Raw genomic sequence first — 20,335 nt, 5'->3', positions numbered from 1 at the left:
ACAATTAAGTGCTAATTAGTAGCATAGTATTAATTGATAATGGTAGTTTATAAGTGATTTAGTCTTTTTTATAACACTAAGCCCGTATTTAACAGCAATGGATATAACTAAAATGAAACACATCATCGGCTTAAGTGCAATTGCACTGGCAATATTAAGCGGTTGTTCGAATACCGCCACTCTTTCGCAATCATCACAAACATCACTTTTATCACCAACGCTCGTTGTCAGCCCTAACGATAACCGTGAATACAAAACACTAACACTTGCCAATGATATTGAAGTGATTTTAGTTTCTGATCCAAGCGCAGAAAAATCAGCTGCTTCATTGAGTGTCGGCGTCGGCCTGCTGCACGACCCAATGAGCCAGCAAGGTATGGCGCATTATTTAGAACATATGTTGTTTTTAGGCACTGAGCGCTACCCTGACACTAAAGGGTACTCCGATTTTATGACTAAAAACGGCGGAGCGCATAATGCCTATACGTGGCTCGATATTACAAACTACATGTTTAAAATTAATAACGATGCGTTTGATGAAGGCTTAGACCGCTTTTCAGACTTTTTTAAAGCCCCTAAGCTTTACCCAGAATACACAGAAAAAGAAAAAAACGCAGTGAATGCTGAGTGGTCAATGCGTCGTGAAATGGACTTTTTTGGCCAATTTAAACTTGCACGTAAAATGATGGGTGAACACCCAGCTAATCGATTCTTAATTGGTAACCTTGAAACGTTAGGCGATAAAGCTGATAGTTCGTTACATAAAGAAACAGTCGATTTTTACAATAAATATTATTCATCAAATATTATGAAAGTGGCGTTAATTTCTAATTTACCACTTGAAGAAATGCAGAAAAAAGCAGAAAAATACTTCGCTGATATTAAAAATAAAAATATTGAAAAGCCAAAAGTATCAGCCAAGCTAGATTTTGATAATGCCGGTGGTAAACGTGTTTTTTACTCCCCAAACGAAGACGTTAAACAATTACAGCTCGACTTTACAATCACTAATAATCAAACTGAATTTGCAGTAAAACCTAATCGTTTTGTTGCCTATTTACTTAGCAATGAAATGCCAGGTAGCCCAGCACAAATATTACGTGATAAAGGCTGGGTATCGCAGTTATCAGCATCTGCTTCACCAAATCAATATGGTAACTATGGCTCTTTAAATGTGAACATAGAGCTGACTGATGAGGGCATGAAAAACCGCGAAGCCATTGTTGCGACTATTATGCAATATATTGATTTAATTAAACGTGAAGGTGTTAATAGTAAGTACTTTAATGAAATTCGCACCTCTTTGAATAACCAGTTTAAATTTTTAGAAAAAGGCGATGAGTTTAACTACGTCAGTGCGCTGACTCAAAGCATGCAAGATTACCCGTTAAATCATGCGATAAACGCACCATACTACTACGCTAAGTTTGATGCTGATGCGGTTAATAATGTACTAAAACAACTTAACGCAGACACCTTACGTGTTTGGTATATTTCTCAACAAGAAGATACTGATTCACAATTACATTTTTATGATGGTAAATACCGAATTAATGATATTAGCGACGCAGAAATCGCCAGCTGGGGAAAACCAAGTGAATTTAATTTAGCCTTACCAAGTGTTAACAACTTACTACCAGAGAGTTTTGCAATTAAAACGCAGGCTTTTAAAGAGCAAAAACACCCAGAACTTAGCTATGATAAAAACGGTGTAAAAATTTGGCGCCAAGCAAGCCAGCAGTTTGCAGAGCAACCCAAAGGTTTAGTTGAGGTGTATATCAACACACAAACAGGGTTGCGTGATATTAACTCAACCGTCCTTTATTCTGTGTGGGCAGATTTATATAACACTCAATTAAGTCAGCTACGAACCGAAGCGGCTATTGCCGGGATGAATGTTAATTTAAGCTCAAGCAATGGCTTAGTTTTATCATTAAGTGGTTTTACCGATAAACAAGATACCTTACTTAAACAAGCGTTAGCTGGATTTGACGATAAAATTTCAGCGCAAGCGTTTAATCAAGCGATTGACCGTTATCAACGTGATTTACTCAATCAGCAAAAACAGTTCCCGTATGCACAAGCGTTTAGTGAATATTCAAAACTGACTCGAACCGGTAGTTTTGATACTGACGCGCTTATTAAGGCAGCTCAATCACTGACGCTCGCTGATTTACAAGCATTAAAGCAAAGCACATTAGCGAATAATAACTTACGCGTATTTAGCTATGGCAACTATAACCAAAAAGATATTGATGCCATTGCTGCTGAGTTAACGGCTATTTTACCAAATAATCATACAAAATCTGAGTTTGCCCGCAGTAAAGCTTGGTTACCACAACTAGGTGAAGCGCGCGTATTACACAAAGATATTGATGTAGCCGATGTAGCCGTTGTCGATATGACCATTCACCCAACGCCAGGTTACAAACAAAAAGCGCAGGCGGCGGTTTTACAAGGACACTTTAGAACAATCGCGTTTGACAAAATGCGTACCGAAGAACAACTAGCTTATGCGGTAGGGGCATTAGCGCGTCCTATTGAGGATTACTCTGGTATTGGATTGTTTATTCAAACGCCGGTTAAAGGGCCAAAAGAAATTCAAGTACGCTTTGATAAGTTCAAAAAAGAGTACGCTTCTGAGCTTAATGCCATGAGTGAAGAGACATTTGCACAGCTTAAAAATGCAACGTTGGTCTCGTTAAAAGAACAGCCAAAGAATTTAAGCGACGAAATGAGCCCATTGATTAACGATTGGTACCGTGAAAACTTTGATTTTGATTCAAAACAAAAGCTAATTGCAGAAGTAGAAAAGGTCACCCTTGCTGATATTAAAGACTACTACCAGCAAACCATGTTAAATCCACAAGCAGCCCGCTTAAATGTGCAATTACGTGGCAGTAAGTTTAGTGATAGCGAGTTTGCAGATTTGCCAAACCAAACTAAAGTGACGAGTTTAGATGCTTACTACAGCGATATAAAATTGCAAAAGTAAGTTGAAATTACTCAAAAACTAAACAAAACCCAGCCATTGTTGACTGGGTTTTGTTTTAACGGCGTTAATTATGGTTTTAGTAAAATGGCTACCATTGCCATGTTAGGCCATAAGTAAAAAGCCAATTATGGCAAAGCCTGCAGCAATTAAGGTATAAGGTAATTGCGTTACAGCATGACTGATCAAATTACAGCCAGAGCCTTGTGCTGCTAGTACGGTTGAATCAGAGTAAAAACAGGCTTGGCTACCAAATGAAGACGCTGAAAGTAATGCGCCAATCACCAATGGAATATTTGCATCAACCGCCGTCGCAAGGGGCATGACAATAGGAATTGAAACCGCAAAAATCCCCCAACTTGAACCCGTCGCAAACGCTAATATCGACATCGCAATAAATACCACCGCAGGTAAATAGCCAGCGGTCATATACGGGCTTAAGCTGCCAATCACAAATTGTGGTAAGCCAATTAAATCGCATACATCTTTAAAAATAAAGGCGGCAATCACGGTTCCAATTGCGGGGATCATACTTTTAAAACCATCCAGCATACGCTCAATCATTTCGCTAAAGCTCATTAATTTTTGTAACGCATAAAATGGCAAAGTGACAGCCATTGTCGCTAATAGACCTTTGTACACATCTATTTCAAAATATACGGTAAATGCGACTAATAAAATAATTGGCAACAAAAAGTTATATAACTTACCTTTAGGATCCGCATCTTCAAAGTGTTCCTCCGCTGCTTTTACTGCATATTCATCGGTGGTTTGTACTTGAGTATAAATCGCAGGCTCTAAAGTAGGAGCGTGAGTTAGCGCCTGTTGCTCGGCTTTTTTCATGGGGCCAAAAGTAGGGATCACGCCGGCAATAACCAGCACCACAGTCAACACCGCAAACCAGGCATAAAACATGTACGGAATGGCTTGAATATAAACGGCAATGCCTTTGCCTTCTTCTGCAATGCCGTTATCGACTAACAGGCCACCAAAAAATACAGCCCACGTTGACAAAGGGACGAGTACACAAATAGGCGCTGCCGTTGAATCAACAACGTAAGCGAGCATTTCACGACTCACTTTAAATTTGTCGGTGATCCGCTTCATGGTTTCACCCACGGTAAGCGCGTTTAAATAATCGTCAATAAATATCACGACACCCAAACAAAAGGTCATAAATAAGGAGGATCGTTTACCTCGGGTGTACTTTAAAGCCAAACTACCAAACGCAGAAGCCCCTCCAGTGCGCACTAATAAGGCAATAAGCGCACCAAAGCCGCCACACACAAGTATTAACCAACCAATGGTTTCATCAGTCATTACTTTGAGTGATGTGCTGGCAAAATTTGAGAGAACTTTGCTAGGGTCAGCTAAAACAAGGCCAACTAATGCACCAATCAGTAACGATAAAATAGGGCGGCGTAAAACAACAGCCAATACAACCACTACCGCAGGCGGCAGTAGAGTTAACGCAGAAGGTTCAAGCATTTATAAGATCACAAAATTAAAAGCAGATTTAAAAAGTAAACTGCTTATACAAAAACAAAGAAGATGATAAGTTTGTTGTTAAATCATTTTCCAAGTCACTGCTTTTGCACGCGTGGAGGGCACTTAAAAAATTATGTTAAATTAATAGTTTTAGTGAAACGCGTTGGCTTTGGCGCCAGACGGCGCAAGGAATGCATGCCGCTATTGTTGTGCCTTTAAAAACATCGGCGCAAAAATAATCTTCTTTTTTATTTCAGTCAATAAAAAAATATCGGGTCGTGAAAAATATTATCAGGAGTTATTTTGAATATTGCTTTTACAACAGAGCGCTTACACATACGCTTCGCACAAATAGCAGATGCGGCGGAGTTACTTAAGTTGGTTAATCAGGCTAATTTCACTAAATACATTGGTGATAAAGGTATTTATACCTTAGACGACGCTAAAAAATACATCAAAGACAGTTTTATATCTGCCCATAAGCAGCATGGCTTTGGGCCTTATATAATCGCATTACATGATGAAACACTAGTTGGTATTGTTGGGTTTTATCAGCGAGCTGTTCTGCAATATCCCGATTTAGGGTTTGCGCTAAAAGACGGTTTTGAAAAAAAGGGCTATATTTTTGAGGCGGCAAATACCTTGCTAAACCATAGACAAAACTTGGGGATTAACCAGGTTACGGCGATCGCCCGCTGTGATAACCGCGCATCAAAAAATGTATTACAAAAGCTCGGTTTTAAAACCCAAGGTCAAGTGTTCATAGAAAGCACTAACATTGCGGTAGATGTATTATATTTACTTAATACAGAGCGAAATTAAATTCGCGCTTTTTCAATTTCTTTTGCCGCAAGGATGTTGATTTGTTGCCACATTTTTTCAAGAGTCGCCACCAATGAATCATAGCCATCATCATCAATTGGCAAAACAGATGAGAAATTATGGATGCTTATTAAACGCCTACCCGATTCTGGGTGAGTGTAGTATAAACGCCATAGCCCTGAAATATCTGCATTACCTTGCAGATCACCGTTAAAGTGGTGTAGTTCGTATTCTAATTCGTAAAATGTTTGTTGCTGTTGGTCAGTAATAACGGGTAAGCTTTTAATAACCATCCAGTTTGTCATGGTATTAAATAATGTTTGCTGCGCGCTGGCACTGAGCATAACATCTGGCGACTCGCCCCATAGATGATAATTAGCAGCATGGATTTGATTACTATCTACTTTCATAGCAATACCCCGGTTATTCAATGCGCCTCTTAAGGTGACTGTTTGCACGCGCAGTTGTGCCTGTGTATCTTGCACATTTCGCGAAGAGTCATTAATGGGCTGCTCAAATTGGTAATACTGAATTGTTGTTTGAATAGCAGAGCTGCAACCACTGATAAAGATCACACCCGTTAAAAGTAAAAATAGTGCTTTCATTATTGCTTCCTCGGTTGTGGATCGTTAGGTAGTGATTTGTCAAAAATGAGCATATTAGGTTGCTCGTTTAAGCCACGAGTAAGAGGCTGAAACTCTTCTGTTAAACGCTTAATTTGTAGCAGTGTTTGCTCAAGTTGATAGTGCATTTGAGAGCCTGCTTGATAGCTTGCCATGGTTTTGTCAAACTGGCGCATGGTTATTTCAAACTGTTCCATGCTTTTGGTTATTTTTTCGAGATTACGATTAAAGTCACCGGGTAAATTTTGGGTATCAGGTTTACTTAATAATATGCGCATCTCGCTGGCCAATGCCTGATACTCGCTAAAGGTTGTTTGCATTTTTGCCAAGCTGTCTTCAATTTTTAAATTATTTACCTTATTCAGTACATCAGACACTTGGTCAGCAAGCACGGTTATCCCGCTCGATACACTAGGAAACACATCGTATTGAGCAAGCTTTTTAAGCTCGCTTTTAGGGGGGTCGGTATAAAAGTCAAAATCAACATAAACTGCACCGGTTAGCAAATTACCCGGTTTAAGTGACGCTCTCATGCCATTTTTTATCCACTCGATTATGCTTGATTTCCAATACTCTTTAGCTAAGGCGTTGTTGTGGTATAAACGTCCATATTCCACTTTGATCAATACCGGAACTGCGGTACTTTTAGCGCGAAAATGAGCCGGTTTTCCATCTATAATTACATTGGCGGGCGCTTCAACCACTGTGCCGACGCGTGTACCTCTATACTCAACTGGCGCACCAACACGGAGTCCTCTAATCGATTGTTCAAATTCGATAAGGTAATAATCAAAGTCATAAAAGCGCTCTTCTAGAGCTTGATTGTAATTTTGACTTAAAGAAAAGCTATGACCGTCTTTTGCCAAATCGCCGGGAGCTTGCTGGTCAGGTAAACCGACAGAAATACCACCTTTTAATAACTTGCTCAGTGAACCGGTGTTAATATTTATGCCATCAGCAGAAAGATCTATTTCTATTCCTGAGTTAACCCAAAAAATAGAGTTTAAGGTGATCAAGTTCTCGTAGGGAGCTTTAATAAAAATACCGTATTGCATTGCTTGGTTTTTCCAATCAAAGGTGGCGGTTTCTATTTGGCCTATTTTATAGTTTTTAAAAAATATGCCAGTACTCACATCGAGTACTTCTGCATTGTAACTGAGCAACTTAAAGCGTCCACCTTGTACATCTTTACCAATTAATGCGGGCTCTTCTTGCAGGGTAAAGCGCTTTTTAAGTCGGTTACTTTCTCCCGGTGAAAACTCTAAATAAACCCCTGAAAGTAGGGTACTCATACCACTGATCCCAGTTTCATCAATGCGTGGCTTTACTACCCAAATACTGGCATCTTCGGTGAGTAAATTATCATAGTTTTTATCTATTTGTGCTCGGGCTATTACACTGTCTTGGCTGTCAGAAAGACGGACGTGATCAATTTGACCTATTTTAACACTTCGCACTTTAATTTCTGTTTTACCAGCAATAATCCCCTCGGCTTGGGGCATAGTGATGTAGATCGTTTGCCCTTTATTTAATTGATACTGATAAAGCATCCAAATACCAACAAATAAGGCAACCACAGGAATAATCCAAATTGCAGAAATACTTGATTTTTGTGCTACGTTAGCTGTTTTAGTCATGCTTTATTCTCTGCGTTATTATTTTTGGTGAGTCCCACAGTAGGCGAGGGTCAAATGCGTGTGCCGCCATCATTTGGCATAATACCATAACGGTAAAAAAGACGATGCCCAAACCGGGTGTAACCGACATTAAGTTTCCTAGCTGCACCAGTGCAACTAATATAGCCACAACAAACACATCAATCATAGACCATTTACCTATAAATTCAGTAAGTTGATACACTTTTGTGTAACCTTTTGTATGCAGGTTGGCGGGTTTTGTAACCATAAAGCACAAAAAGCTCAAAATAAGCGCTTTGGCTAACGGTACCACTACACTGGCAAAAAATATAATAATTGCAATAGGATACGAGCCGCTACTCCATAACGTAATAACACCCGAAATAAGGGTTGCAGGTGTTTCATCCCCTAGGCTAATAGTGTACATAATGGGGAGCAAATTCGCAGGAATATAACAAATCAGAGAAGTAACTAACCATGCAGCCGCTTTTTGTACGCTGTAGGGGTTTCTTAAATACGTTTTACTGTGGCAACGAGGACAGATTGATTCAACGCTCAGTTGATGGCAAACATGGCAGGCTTTTATATTCTCATCAATAGCCCGCTCAGCGGTTGAAGTATTTTGAAGTGTAGTTGCAGGGCTTACTTGTGACCACAGCCTAGCACGATTTAAACGCGTTAATGCACTAACATAAAAAATAACAAATCCCACATAGGCAAAAAAACTGATACCAAAGCTAACCTCAGCCAATGACATTATTTTTACCATGCTAACTAAAACACCAATCAGAAATATTTCTGACATGATCCAAGGCTCTAGCGTTAAAGTGAATTTTAATAGTTTTCTTGCAACTGCTTGCGGCAGTGCTTTGAGTGCGCCTAAATGCAAAGGGATCAAAATAATCAGCAAACTCATAGGTAAAATAATAATGCTGATATCGATAAATAGGCCGAGTAGGTCACTATCATAGTTAAATAAAATCCGTGCTGCGTCGGGCAGGGTAATAGTTTGGGTAATACCATTACTACTAAAAGAGATAAATGGATAAAACATACTGCTGAGCAACATTAATAATGCGCTTAAACTCAGTGCGACTATTTCAGTGTCATGGTTTATATTAATACCGCGGACTTTATGGCTACAGCGTGGGCACAATGCCACTTGTTTGGCATTAATCTCGGGAATATCAATGATAAGATCACAGCTTGGGCAGGCAGTTTGCAAAATGTTAGCTTATAATTAATTCAATAATTTAAATATTGCTATAAATAATAGTTAAATACAAACGCTGCGGCTAAATTACTAAAGAAAAGTAACCCCAATAACTGAAAATAAAAACGGATTAGGTGAAAGAGTGAAAGTTGTATTTTTATTGGCCTTAGTGTGTTTATGTGGCGATAGTTTTGCATTTGTTAATGATATTAAGCAGCAACGAGTTATTATTGCGGCTAACCCTACTGTTGCGCCTTATGTAGTAAGTGAAAATGATTCAGGTATTCAGCTCGAGATTGTAAAGGCAGCACTTAACAATCAAGACATAAATGAGGTTGATGTACATTACATGTCAAATCAGCGTGCAGATGCTTTATTGAACCAAGGCCATGTTGATATTGCATTAAATTACTCGGGTATTTTAATTGCTGGCATATATCGAAGCCAATCGGTTGTTAGTTATGAGAATGTGGTGGTGAGTCTTAAAAAGAGTAACTTCACTATTAATAGTATTTACGATCTGGCGACTAAAAGTGTTTTAGCATTTCAAAATGCGCCTGCTTATTTACCCAAAGAATTTGGTCATAACTTGGAAAACTTGAGAGGCTATGAAGAAGTATTCAATCAACAAGCGCAGATACACCATTTAATGGCAGGGTGGGTTGATACGATTATTCTCGATAGGCGTATATTTCTTCACTACTTAAAGGAATATCAAAAAACTAATGCCACTAAAGATTTTGTTATTCATGCTATTTTTCCACCTGCGGCAAGGCCTGCGTATTTTAACAATGATATGCTGAGACAGCAGTTTGACAAAGGCTTAGCAAATATAATTCAAAGCGGTGAATATCGCACCATAATGCTTAATTTAGATAAGCAATATACCCAGCGCGACTTCACTGCCCTTTAATTAATCAAATAAGGCAACCGTTTGGCGGGTGAGTGCAATAAGCTCACCCGATTGTGACCAAATACAGCCATCTTCTAAGCCATAGCCATCTTTTGAATGATGAGTGATTGCTTCAAAACCCAACCATTCACCTGGCACTAAATTAGGCGCTTGTACAAATTCTAAATACCATGACATGCTACTAGCCGGTGCAGGTTGCTTAAACATTTGTAGTAATGTTGGCGGCCATGCGTCAGTAAGAGCAATAACATGAGCTTCTGTAATTTCTTCAGGCGTGTGTTTAAATCGCATCCAACCACCAAGGTGAGAGGTTTGCGCACTACTAAACGGCATGGCGCCTTGTTGCGGGCATAAATCAACATGCTGAAAAAATTCTGGCATTTTCCCAGGTACAAAGCCTAAACAATGGCCTTCGTTTACAGGGTGTAAGGTTAACGACTTTGATACCGGCACATTAATTGATGAGTTACGATTTTTTGCAAAACAGGCCTGCACGATGACACACACCGCATCATCTTGAATCGCTTTGGCGAGCACTTGGGTACTGCTTTTACCTTCACGTAATATTTCTACTGATAAAGAAAACGGTTTTTCAGCCAATAATGGCCCTACAAAGTTTGTACTTAAGGAAAGCAGTCTTCTTGATGAATCAACTTTATTGCGCATTGCTTGATAAAGTAGCGCAGCAGAGAGGCCACCAAAAGCAGTACGACCTTGGCACCAGTTAGCAGGAAACTGCATGGTATTGGTTAACGGGTCAGTTTCCTGACTCGCTTGGGCTGCTTGTTTTAATAATTGTTCAAAGTGCACAAATAATGTCCTTTTGCTGTTATTTGCTAAATTTATATCACACCCAAACTCATCAGACCAGACAATAAATAAGCTCCCAAATTACAAAAAATGAGCAATCCCTACTCTTTTTAGGGTTATTTAGTAAATAAATTAAAAAAAATGCGTTTTTTTTAATTTTTACAGTTGAATTAAGTTTGTGGCATCCCTATTAACTAGTCATCGAATGTATTAACGAATTTAGAAGTTGGAGAAGATTCATGGGTAGAATTATTGGAATCGATTTAGGTACTACTAACTCTTGTGTTGCAGTACTTGATGGTGACAAAGCACGTGTTATTGAAAATGCGGAAGGCGATCGCACAACCCCGTCTATTATTGCTTACACGCAAGACGGTGAAACGTTAGTAGGTCAACCTGCAAAACGTCAAGCGGTAACTAACCCAACAAACACGTTATTTGCAATCAAACGTTTAATTGGTCGTCGCTTTGAAGACGAAGAAGTACAACGTGATATCGGCATCATGCCTTTCAAAATTATCAAAGCAGATAATGGCGATGCATGGGTAGAAGCGGGCGGCGAAAAACGCGCTGCACCACAAATTTCTGCTGAAGTACTGAAAAAAATGAAAAAAACGGCTGAAGACTTCTTAGGTGAAGAAGTAACTGAAGCGGTAATCACAGTACCGGCATACTTTAACGATTCACAACGTCAAGCAACAAAAGATGCGGGTCGTATCGCGGGTCTTGAAGTAAAACGTATTATTAATGAGCCAACAGCTGCAGCACTTGCATACGGTATGGATAAAAACCGTGGCGAAAACGTAGTAGCGGTATACGACTTAGGTGGTGGTACTTTCGATTTATCAATCATTGAAATTGATGAAGTTGAAGGTGAGCACACATTTGAAGTACTTGCGACAAATGGTGACACTCACTTAGGTGGTGAAGATTTTGATAACCGTGTAATCAACTACTTAGTTGCTGAATTCAAGAAAGATCAAGGTATCGATTTACAAAATGATCCGCTTGCAATGCAACGTGTTAAAGAAGCAGCAGAGAAAGCAAAAATTGAGCTTTCATCAGCACAATCTACAGAAGTTAACCTTCCGTACGTAACCGCTGATGCATCAGGTCCTAAGCACATGAACGTGAAATTAACACGTGCTAAGCTTGAGTCACTGGTTGAAGACTTAGTGACTAAGTCGATTGAACCGCTTAAACGCGCATTAGCTGATGCTGACCTGTCTGTGAACGATATCAACGATATCATTCTAGTGGGTGGTCAAACGCGTATGCCACTTGTTCAAAGAACAGTTGCTGAGTTCTTTGGTAAAGAGCCACGTAAAGACGTTAACCCTGATGAAGCGGTAGCTGTGGGTGCTGCGATTCAAGGTGGTGTACTTGCAGGTGACGTGAAAGACGTACTATTACTAGACGTATCACCATTATCTCTAGGTATTGAGACGATGGGGTCAGTAATGACAGCACTGATTGAGAAAAACACTACGATTCCTACTAAGAAATCGCAAACATTCTCAACAGCAGAAGATAATCAATCTGCAGTAACTATTCATGTGTTACAAGGTGAGCGTAAACGTTCAAGTGATAACAAATCGCTAGGTCAATTTAACCTAGAAGGCATTCGCCCAGCACAACGTGGTACGCCACAAATCGAAGTAACATTCGATGTTGATGCCGATGGTATCTTACATGTATCTGCAAAAGATAAAGATACAGGTAAAGAGCAAAAAATCACTATTCAAGCCTCTTCTGGCTTAAGTGATGAAGAAGTTGAAAAAATGGTTCGTGATGCAGAAGCGCACGCTGAAGACGATAAAAAGTTTGAAGAGTTAGTAGCTGCACGTAACCAAGCTGATGCACTTGTTCACGGTACACGTAAGCAAATTGAAGAAGCGGGTGATGCTCTGCCAAGCGAAGACAAAGACGCGATTGAAGCGGCTGTTGTTGACCTAGAAGCAGCAATTAAGAGTGATGACAAAGCAGAGATTGAAGCGAAAACGCAAGCGCTTGCTGAAAAGTCTCAAAAACTAATGGAAATCGCTCAAGCTAAAGCACAACAAGCTGGTGGTGACGCTAGTGAACAACAACAGTCAGCTAAACAAGATGACGATGTTGTTGATGCAGAGTTCGAAGAAGTTAAAGACGACAAGTAATTGTTGCTAACGCTTCTCGCTAATTTAAAACACATGACCAAATCAGGTGTTTGAGTTAGGATGAACACATGAGGCGCGTAGGCTAAAGCTTAACGCGCCTTTTGCATGTAAAGAGAAGTGAATAAAACGCTTTAAAAATTCAATGATAAATCGATATGATTTATCGGTTTGTCCAGCAGCTAACGCTGTAAATAGAAAAGAGTAGTGTGATAGATATGTCAAAACGCGATTATTACGAAGTCCTCGGCGTAAGCAAAGATGCGAGTGAGCGAGACATAAAAAAAGCGTATAAACGCTTAGCGATGAAATATCACCCCGATCGTACCGCCGGTGATAAAGACCTTGAAACTAAATTCAAGGAAGTTAAAGAAGCTTACGAAATACTGACTGATGCGCAAAAGCGTCAAATGTATGACCAATACGGCCATGCAGCCTTCGAACAAGGTGGTGGCGGTGGTCACGGTGGCTTTGGCGGCGGCCAAGGTGATTTTGGTGATATTTTTGGTGACGTATTTGGTGATATTTTTGGTGGCGGCGGTGGTCGACGTCAATCACGCCAGCAACGTGGCTCAGATTTACGTTACAACATGGACTTAAGCTTAGAAGAAGCGGTTCGTGGTAAAGACGTTGAGATTAAAGTACCTACTTGGGTTAGTTGTGAACCATGTGATGGCAGTGGTGCTAAAGCGGGTTCAAAGCCAAAGACATGTACAACCTGTCATGGTGCAGGCCAAGTACAAATGCGCCAAGGTTTTTTTGCCGTGCAGCAAACCTGTCCGACGTGTCATGGCCAAGGTCAGATCATTTCAGATCCTTGTAATAAATGTCATGGGCAAGGCCGTGTAGAAAAAACTAAAACGCTATCGGTTAAAATCCCGGCAGGCGTAGATACTGGCGATCGTATTCGCTTATCAGGTGAAGGCGAAGCAGGCATGCATGGTGCACCAGCAGGTGACTTGTATGTGCAAGTATCTGTTCGTGAACACAAAATATTTGTTCGTGAAGCTAATAATTTATATTGTGAAGTACCAATAAGCTTTACCACCGCAGGCCTTGGCGGTGAAATTGAAGTGCCAACGCTTGATGGGCGTGCAAAGCTTAAAATACCGTCAGAAACACAAACGGGCAAAATGTTCCGTATGCGTGGCAAAGGTGTTAAGTCAGTACGCAGTGGCGCTCAAGGCGATTTAATTTGTAAGGTTGTGATTGAAACGCCAGTTAATTTAAACGAGCGTCAACGTGACTTACTTAAAGAATTAGATGAAAGTATGGGCAAAGACAGCTCAAAAAACCGCCCTAAAGAGCAAGGCTTTTTTGATGGGGTTAAAAAGTTTTTTGATGACTTAACTAAGTAATTAGTCGGATCAATAGACCCTAATAAAAACGGCGCTTTTTTAGCGCCGTTTTTTTATGTTTAATGTGCTAAATTATTAGGGAAATTTATTTTGGACTTTATCAGATGACCCCCGCTATAGAGCAGCTAAAAAAAAGCGATATTAAGTTTGACATACTTAGTTACGAGCACGATATAAACAATACTAATTTCGGCCTCGAAGCGGTTGAAAAGCTTAATCTTAACAGCGCCCAAGTATTTAAAACCCTAGTGCTAGAAACCTCAGAGCAACAGCTTATTGTAGCGGTGACTCCCGTCACTCAGCAGGTTAATTTAAAACAGCTTGCGAAGCTTTGTGCAGTAAAAAAAGTGATGATGGCAGACCCACAAAAAGTGCAGGCGAGTACCGGTTATATTTTGGGAGGAGTAAGCCCCGTTGGCCAAAAAAAGCGGCTAAAAACATACATACACTCCAGTGCGTTAGATTTTGAAATGATATATGTTAGTGCCGGAAAACGAGGGTTAGAAGTAACACTAAGTGCAAAAAGTTTAGCACATATAACCCAAGCTTCGTTTGCAGTTTTTTAAACTTTTGTTTAGCTAAAATAAGGGGATACAAGTATCCATCTGATTACTTGCGGCAATAGGTATTGTTAACTAATGTTGTTACTACACATAACACGTTTTTGTTAATACCTTTTAGATTGGCGTGTCGCCTTTACTTTGTTTTAATGAAAATTTGCTCGCAGCTATTTTGGTAAAACATACGCATGAAAATACTTGTTGTTGATGATATGCCGTTAATGCGTCATGTATTAATTAATATGTTAAGGCAGTTAGATTATAAAGATATTGTTGAAGCCACAGATGGGCTTCAAGCATTAAACATACTGCAAAATCAAATGTTTGATTTGGTTATAACAGATCTTCATATGCCTAAAATGGATGGCATTACTTTACTTGATAATATTAGAAAAGATGCCGAGCTGAAAAACCTTCCTGTACTTATGGTGACCTGTGAAGATAGTTCTTCGACTGTCAAAAAAGCGATTAATGCTAAAGTGTCAGGGTTTATCGTAAAGCCTTTTAATATGAATGTGTTATCAGCTCAATTAACCCGTTTATCGATAAAAGCCTAAAGCTAATCGTTTATAAAGTAGAGTTATCTACCGACTGTTTAAAAAATGTATTAGCGCAACAGCCATTCATTATTTTCTACCACTGATGTGATAGCATTATGCTATTAACTAATCGTAAAGTAATTATTGAGGAAGTATGGCTAAGCCCAATAAAAAAGGGCCTACAAAAACGGTCGATATATTTTGTTCTGCGTGTAAGGCACCGTTATTCAAATACCGTAAAGGTGGCAAAGGTGCTTTAGTAAAATGTTTTATAGAAAGAATAACCCAAGATCACACCCATACTGAATGCGTATGCCCAGGCTGTGAACGACCTTTTGCCCGCACCACAATCATAAGAGGGACCCCCGCCTATAAAATGATTGGTGGTAAAGTTACTTTTAAATAAACGTTTTGTTTATAGTCTAAAGTAGTGAGGGGCGGACATAAGCCCTTGTTTGCTTTTATTTCACTGGTAAACTTCGCTGGTTTTGCTGTTTCAATGATTGAAAAAAACCCTCCCCATGGATTGGGCCAGTCAGTTGGGTTTTAAAATGGAAAAGGATAGACGTGTGATCGCACTTTTATTTGATATTGTTGGTATGAGTGGTACTTTTTTAGTGGTTGGTTCATTTTTTTTGCTGCAACTAAATAAAGTTTCACCTAAAAGTTTAACGTATAACTTAATGAATTTAAGTGGCGCTATTTTGTTACTTATTAGCCTTTGTTATAACTTTAACTTAGCAAGCTTTGTGATTGAAATATTTTGGATTGCAGCCTCATTAATTGGCTTATACAAATATTTTAAAGACAAACCTGTCGTTGCAAAAGCGTAAATTAAGCTAAAACAGCACACCTTAAAAGGTGATTAAACCGTGGAATGTAATATTTCACGGTTTTTTAGTTTTAGTACAATTGTTAACAAAAAGTTTCTTCTGCAAAGGGGGATAACTCGTTACAATATTGGCTATTACTTATTATTGGCATCATAGTTGTCATAGGCGTTTATGTTCTCCATCCCCAAAAAAATTATTTTTGCCTGTATATTGTTAGTACTATTATTGGTGGTCACCTTTTCGTTTGGTCGTGCTTATGATTTAGGGCAAGCCAAAATTGAAGCTGATCAACAAGTCATCCAATTAAATAATTATATCGATAACGAACTCGCTCGATTTGCGGCTATCCCTCAGCTGCTAACTGAAAATAACGTATTGATTCGTTTTACTAATAATGAATCACAACACTTTAATGCAATTAACAATTACCTTGCTGATATTCAACAAGCCAGTGGTGCCTCAGATGTATACATACTAGATACTCATGGCGATGTTATTGCCAGTAGTAACTGGCAAACCGACTATACATTTTTAGGTAGTAACTTTGCATTTAGACCTTATTTTAAACAAGCGTTTGCCGGTGAAAAGGTCGCATACTTTGCACTTGGTCAGCGCTCAAAAGAGCGCGGAATTTATTTTTCTCAAGCTATTTACCTAGATGGAAAAGCCATTGGTGTGGTGGCGCTTAAAATTAATGTCGCTAAATTTGAAAACGATCGTTCGCTTTTAAATACCTCAAAAGGAAGCCATTTTTATTTGCAACTTGCCGATAATATTATTGCCATGTCAGATGAACCCGCATGGCGTTTAAATAGTTTTACAGAGCTTGATATTACCGCGCGTCGTGATATTAAACAGCGCCGTGCTTACTTAGATCATCAACCGTTACAAATTAAACAACAGCGCTACAAAAGCCAAGGCATTGAGCAATTTAAAATTGCTAAAGATGAATACGTTGCCGCCTCAAGACCCTTAACTCATCTGAATGCAACCATGACAGTGCTTGTTGATATTTCAAACATTAATGCCTTACAGGTGCCTAGATTACTATGGCTAGTGTTATTTTATTGGGTGTTTATTTTTGTTGGATATAGCTTATTGGCACGCTTTGCCGGATATAAAAAATTACTGTATTCGCGTCACAGTTTAGAGCTCGAAGTACTAGAGCGTACCCAAGCACTCGAAAAAGCCCAAACCGCATTAGTACAGTCGGCAAAATTAGCCACTATTGGGCAATTGAGTGCGGGCATTAATCACGAAATTAACCAACCGCTCAGCGCAATGAACACCTATTTAGCCAGTGCTAAAATTTTCCTAAAAAAAGGAAAGCTCAACGCATTAAATGAAAACTTAATCATTATTGAGAATTTAGTAAAGCGGGTGCATAAAATAGTGGCGCAGCTTAAACACTTTAGTAAACCGGCGACCATGCAACTGCGACCTCATCCACTGTCGGCGTTATTAAACAATGCGTTGATGATAACCCATCCGCAACTTAAACAAGACGATGTTAACGTAAGTGCACCGCAGTTTTCGCAAGAGATCACGGTGTGGGTCGATGCGTTAAAATTTGAACAAGTATTGGTTAATGTGATCACCAATGCATCACAGGCAATGAAAGGTGAGCAAGTTAGAGAGCTCAGTTTTGATGTTGAACGCTTTGAAGAGCGCGTTAAGCTTTCTATATTAGATAGTGGCCCTGGTATTGAGCATCATGTACTGGGGTCTATTTTTGAACCTTTTTATAGTACCAAATCAAGTAACGGTTTAGGGCTGGGCTTATCGATTTCAAAGCAAATTATTGAATCATTTAATGGTTACTTAACTGCACATAATCGCCCTGAAGGCGGTGCGCAATTTATTATTAGTTTATCAAGCATAGAGGCCACTAAAAATGATTGAAGCCGTTGTTTGCAAACAGATTATTGTTATTGATGATGAAGCGATGATCCGCGATTCATTGAATCAGTTATTAACGCTTGAGGGGTATGAGGTACAGTGTTTCAGTGATGCAAGTGTTGCCTTAAGTCGCTTAAATCGTAGTTTTTGTGGCATTGTACTCAGTGATATAAACATGCCCACTATGGATGGTTTAACGTTTATTGAGCAGGTAAAAGCATTTGATAGCGAACTACCCGTGATATTTTTAACCGGTTATGCTGATGTTTCTGTTGCGGTAAAAGCGATGCAACTAGGCGCGTATGATTTATTTGAAAAACCACTGAACGAAAATTTATTAGATTGTATCGCCAGAGCCTCAGATAAACGTGCTTTAGTTATGGAAAATAGAGCTCTGAAGCGTGCGGTTGAAAAGACCTCCGCGCCTGGTGTGCGCATTTTAGGCGAGACCCTTAAAATGCAGCACATGATGAACTTACTCAACACGGTGATTGATACTCCGGCTGATGTGCTGATTGAAGGTGAAACTGGCACAGGTAAAGAATTGGTTGCCCGTTATTTACACGATCATAGTAACCGTTCAAGCTGTCAGTTTGTGGCTATTAACTGTGGCGCAGTCCCAGAGCAATTAATAGAAAGCGAACTGTTTGGGGCTATCAGCGGAGCCTTTACTGGCGCAACACACGATCGCAAAGGTAAATTTGAGTTTGCACAAGGCGGCACCGTTTTTTTAGATGAAATTGAAAGCACTCCTTTATCGCTTCAAGTTAAATTACTACGGGTACTCGAGGAGAGAAAAGTAACCCCCGTTGGTGCTAATAAAGCGATAGAGCTTGATATTCGTATTGTCGCAGCCACCAAAGTCGATTTACTTTCGCTGGTAGAAAAAGGTGAGTTTAGAGCCGACTTATATTACCGATTGAGTTTAGTAAAAGTCAGTATTCCTGCATTAAGAGACAGAAAAGCAGATATTCCACTGTTATTTAAGCATTTTAGCTCTATAGCTGCGACCCGCTTTCATAAACCGTTAGGGGCGCTCAATATAGAACTACAACAACGTTTACTAGCGCACGATTGGCCTGGCAATGTGCGGGAATTGAGAAATCAAGCCGAGCGCGCGGTATTGCTAGGCCCCGATCTGGCATTTGCACAAAGTGACTCAAGCAACAGCACGCTATCATTAGATTTGAGCCTAGCCGAAAAGGTCAGCTTTTATGAGCAATCCTTAATTGAAGAGGCGCTAGAGCTTAACCATGGCAGCATTAAAGACACCATGACAACCTTACAAATTGCGCGTAAAACCCTCTACGATAAAATGAGTAAATATAACCTTAATCGAGATATGTTCACCGATTAATGGGTGGAAATGGTGATGTTGAGTGTTTTTTATGTGTGGAAACCCGCACATTTCAGTGTTTATTTTTAAACCTTTATTTTTTAACTTACTGAAAATATTTATTATTTTTAGTTGGTCATGTTCTTGCTTTGTAGGTGCAGACAACAAGTAGCATCACATAATTAGGACACATAATGAAAAACAATCTATTCCAAGGTTCAGTACTTGCTGCGTTATGCAGTGTTGCCACGTTACCTGCAACCACTTTTGCAGCAGACTACACAGTGTATGGTAAAGCCGAAGTACAAATTGCTAACACCGACACAGGCATAATGCGTTACGCTGACGAAGGCACGCAAATAGATGCCCCTTTTTCGCGTATTGGCATTAAAGGTAACCATAAATTAAATGAGTATTTTACCGCGGTATTTAAATACGAAGTTCAAGTAAAAGGTTTTGAACACGACGACACCAATGAGCCTTTCGCAGCACGTAATACTTACCTTGGCCTAAAAGGTGCGTTTGGTGAAGTGGTGGTTGGGCGAAACGACACGCGCTTTAAATATTCAGAAGGTAAGCTTGATAACTTTAACGAAACCCAAGCAGATATTTCACAAGTTATTGCCGGACAAGACCGATTAGGCGACACCATTACTTATACCTCTAAATACTGGCACAATGCACAGTTTTCATTTACCTATGCGCCAAAAGATGACAACAAAGATAACGAAGCAGGATTTGCTGCTACGCTAATTTACGGCGACCGTAATTTAAATAAAACACCTTACTCTATTTCAATCAGCCATGTTGATTCGCTTAATAACATTAAAGCAAGCCGTATTGCGGGTGTGTATAAGTTTGAAAAATTACAATTAGGGGCATTGTACCAGCATTCAGAATCGATTGACGGCGCTAAGTCTGGCAACGGTTATGTACTAAGCGCAAGCTATAAGTTAGACAAATGGGTACCTAAAGTACAATTTGCAAAAGATGATTCAAAATTGCGCCAAGATTCAGACGCTTCACAGTGGACTACGGGTGTAGATTATGTATTTGACAAGCAAACTACCGCTTACCTTTTGTACACTGACCTCGACCTAGAAGAAAATGCTGATAACAGTGTTGCGCTTGGTCTTCAATATAAATTTTAAGGGCTGAA

At 39.6% G+C, this 20,335-nt stretch carries 17 protein-coding genes; 12 read left to right on the top strand and 5 right to left on the bottom strand.

Annotated features, from left to right (window positions below; translation table 11 throughout):
- Window positions 1-112 precede the first annotated feature (112 nt).
- On the top strand, window positions 113-2,995 hold the full coding sequence (locus tag L641_RS0101480; RefSeq protein ID WP_024600930.1) for an insulinase family protein: 2,883 nt from the start codon (window positions 113-115) through the stop codon (window positions 2,993-2,995).
- 102 nt (window positions 2,996-3,097) lie between these two features.
- Here the strand turns inward: L641_RS0101480 and L641_RS0101475 are convergent, their stop codons facing one another.
- Window positions 3,098-4,480, bottom strand: coding sequence for a Na+/H+ antiporter NhaC family protein (locus L641_RS0101475; RefSeq protein WP_024600929.1), 1,383 nt, complete (start codon window positions 4,478-4,480; stop codon window positions 3,098-3,100).
- A gap of 303 nt (window positions 4,481-4,783) precedes the next feature.
- Here L641_RS0101475 and L641_RS0101470 point away from each other — a divergent pair, with 303 nt between their 5' ends.
- Entirely contained in the window at window positions 4,784-5,302 is a 519-nt protein-coding gene (locus L641_RS0101470; RefSeq protein WP_024600928.1) for a GNAT family N-acetyltransferase, read from the top strand.
- On the opposite strand, the gene L641_RS0101465 is transcribed toward L641_RS0101470, so the two are convergent.
- Genes L641_RS0101465 through L641_RS0101455 form a run of 3 tightly spaced genes read right to left on the bottom strand, consistent with a single transcriptional unit; the run spans window position 5,299 to window position 8,724 of the window.
- Entirely contained in the window at window positions 5,299-5,907 is a 609-nt protein-coding gene (locus tag L641_RS0101465) for a PqiC family protein (RefSeq protein ID WP_024600927.1), read from the bottom strand. The genes L641_RS0101470 and L641_RS0101465 overlap by 4 nt on opposite strands.
- Complete coding sequence (gene pqiB, locus L641_RS0101460; protein ID WP_024600926.1) at window positions 5,907-7,562, bottom strand: intermembrane transport protein PqiB; 1,656 nt, start codon at window positions 7,560-7,562, stop codon at window positions 5,907-5,909. Before pqiB ends, L641_RS0101465 begins: the two co-directional genes overlap by 1 nt.
- Entirely contained in the window at window positions 7,555-8,724 is a 1,170-nt protein-coding gene (locus tag L641_RS0101455) for a paraquat-inducible protein A (protein WP_024600925.1), read from the bottom strand. Before L641_RS0101455 ends, pqiB begins: the two co-directional genes overlap by 8 nt.
- A 193-nt stretch (window positions 8,725-8,917) precedes the next feature.
- On the opposite strand from L641_RS0101455, the gene L641_RS0101450 reads away from it, so the two are divergent.
- Entirely contained in the window at window positions 8,918-9,688 is a 771-nt protein-coding gene (locus tag L641_RS0101450; protein ID WP_024600924.1) for a transporter substrate-binding domain-containing protein, read from the top strand.
- Here the strand turns inward: L641_RS0101450 and L641_RS0101445 are convergent, their stop codons facing one another.
- Window positions 9,689-10,498 (bottom strand): thioesterase family protein, encoded by an 810-nt coding sequence (locus L641_RS0101445; RefSeq protein ID WP_008464384.1) that lies wholly within the window; start codon window positions 10,496-10,498, stop codon window positions 9,689-9,691.
- A 239-nt stretch (window positions 10,499-10,737) separates the two neighbouring features.
- Here L641_RS0101445 and dnaK point away from each other — a divergent pair, with 239 nt between their 5' ends.
- From dnaK to L641_RS0101400, 9 genes are all read left to right on the top strand, one after another.
- Window positions 10,738-12,654 carry a molecular chaperone DnaK gene (gene dnaK / locus L641_RS0101440; protein ID WP_024600923.1) on the top strand — a complete coding sequence of 639 codons (1,917 nt, stop codon included), beginning with the start codon at window positions 10,738-10,740 and terminating at the stop codon, window positions 12,652-12,654.
- 215 nt (window positions 12,655-12,869) lie between these two features.
- A complete protein-coding gene (gene dnaJ, locus L641_RS0101435) occupies window positions 12,870-14,009 on the top strand; it encodes a molecular chaperone DnaJ (RefSeq protein ID WP_013463168.1) in 1,140 nt (379 codons plus the stop codon).
- A gap of 104 nt (window positions 14,010-14,113) precedes the next feature.
- Window positions 14,114-14,575, top strand: a complete 462-nt coding sequence (gene ybaK, locus L641_RS0101430; protein ID WP_024600922.1) for a Cys-tRNA(Pro) deacylase — start codon at window positions 14,114-14,116, stop codon at window positions 14,573-14,575.
- A gap of 182 nt (window positions 14,576-14,757) precedes the next feature.
- Window positions 14,758-15,126, top strand: coding sequence for a response regulator (locus tag L641_RS0101425; protein WP_008112370.1), 369 nt, complete (start codon window positions 14,758-14,760; stop codon window positions 15,124-15,126).
- A gap of 136 nt (window positions 15,127-15,262) precedes the next feature.
- Window positions 15,263-15,514, top strand: a complete 252-nt coding sequence (locus tag L641_RS23515; protein ID WP_008112372.1) for a hypothetical protein — start codon at window positions 15,263-15,265, stop codon at window positions 15,512-15,514.
- A gap of 163 nt (window positions 15,515-15,677) precedes the next feature.
- A complete protein-coding gene (locus L641_RS0101415) occupies window positions 15,678-15,941 on the top strand; it encodes a hypothetical protein (RefSeq protein WP_008112375.1) in 264 nt (87 codons plus the stop codon).
- A 171-nt stretch (window positions 15,942-16,112) separates the two neighbouring features.
- Window positions 16,113-17,843 carry an ATP-binding protein gene (locus L641_RS0101410; protein ID WP_024600921.1) on the top strand — a complete coding sequence of 577 codons (1,731 nt, stop codon included), beginning with the start codon at window positions 16,113-16,115 and terminating at the stop codon, window positions 17,841-17,843.
- Window positions 17,836-19,197, top strand: coding sequence for a sigma-54 dependent transcriptional regulator (locus L641_RS0101405; RefSeq protein ID WP_024600920.1), 1,362 nt, complete (start codon window positions 17,836-17,838; stop codon window positions 19,195-19,197). Before L641_RS0101410 ends, L641_RS0101405 begins: the two co-directional genes overlap by 8 nt.
- 173 nt (window positions 19,198-19,370) lie before the next feature.
- Complete coding sequence (locus tag L641_RS0101400; RefSeq protein ID WP_024600919.1) at window positions 19,371-20,327, top strand: porin; 957 nt, start codon at window positions 19,371-19,373, stop codon at window positions 20,325-20,327.
- The last annotated feature ends 8 nt before the right edge of the window (window positions 20,328-20,335 follow it).

The organism is Pseudoalteromonas sp. TB41 (assembly GCF_000497975.1).
GTDB lineage: Bacteria > Pseudomonadota > Gammaproteobacteria > Enterobacterales > Alteromonadaceae > Pseudoalteromonas > Pseudoalteromonas tetraodonis.
The sequence above is the reverse complement of the archived record's forward strand: the minus strand, read 5'-3'. Positions and strand labels throughout refer to the sequence as shown.

Coding starts and splice junctions, on each gene's coding strand:
- L641_RS0101480 (WP_024600930.1), top strand. CDS start 113: ATGAAACACATCATCGGCTTAAGTGCAATTGCACTGGCAATATTAAGC.
- L641_RS0101475 (WP_024600929.1), bottom strand. CDS start 4,480: ATGCTTGAACCTTCTGCGTTAACTCTACTGCCGCCTGCGGTAGTGGTT.
- L641_RS0101465 (WP_024600927.1), bottom strand. CDS start 5,907: ATGAAAGCACTATTTTTACTTTTAACGGGTGTGATCTTTATCAGTGGT.
- pqiB (WP_024600926.1), bottom strand. CDS start 7,562: ATGACTAAAACAGCTAACGTAGCACAAAAATCAAGTATTTCTGCAATT.
- dnaK (WP_024600923.1), top strand. CDS start 10,738: ATGGGTAGAATTATTGGAATCGATTTAGGTACTACTAACTCTTGTGTT.
- dnaJ (WP_013463168.1), top strand. CDS start 12,870: ATGTCAAAACGCGATTATTACGAAGTCCTCGGCGTAAGCAAAGATGCG.
- ybaK (WP_024600922.1), top strand. CDS start 14,114: ATGACCCCCGCTATAGAGCAGCTAAAAAAAAGCGATATTAAGTTTGAC.
- L641_RS0101425 (WP_008112370.1), top strand. CDS start 14,758: ATGAAAATACTTGTTGTTGATGATATGCCGTTAATGCGTCATGTATTA.
- L641_RS23515 (WP_008112372.1), top strand. CDS start 15,263: ATGGCTAAGCCCAATAAAAAAGGGCCTACAAAAACGGTCGATATATTT.
- L641_RS0101410 (WP_024600921.1), top strand. CDS start 16,113: ATGTTCTCCATCCCCAAAAAAATTATTTTTGCCTGTATATTGTTAGTA.
- L641_RS0101405 (WP_024600920.1), top strand. CDS start 17,836: ATGATTGAAGCCGTTGTTTGCAAACAGATTATTGTTATTGATGATGAA.
- L641_RS0101400 (WP_024600919.1), top strand. CDS start 19,371: ATGAAAAACAATCTATTCCAAGGTTCAGTACTTGCTGCGTTATGCAGT.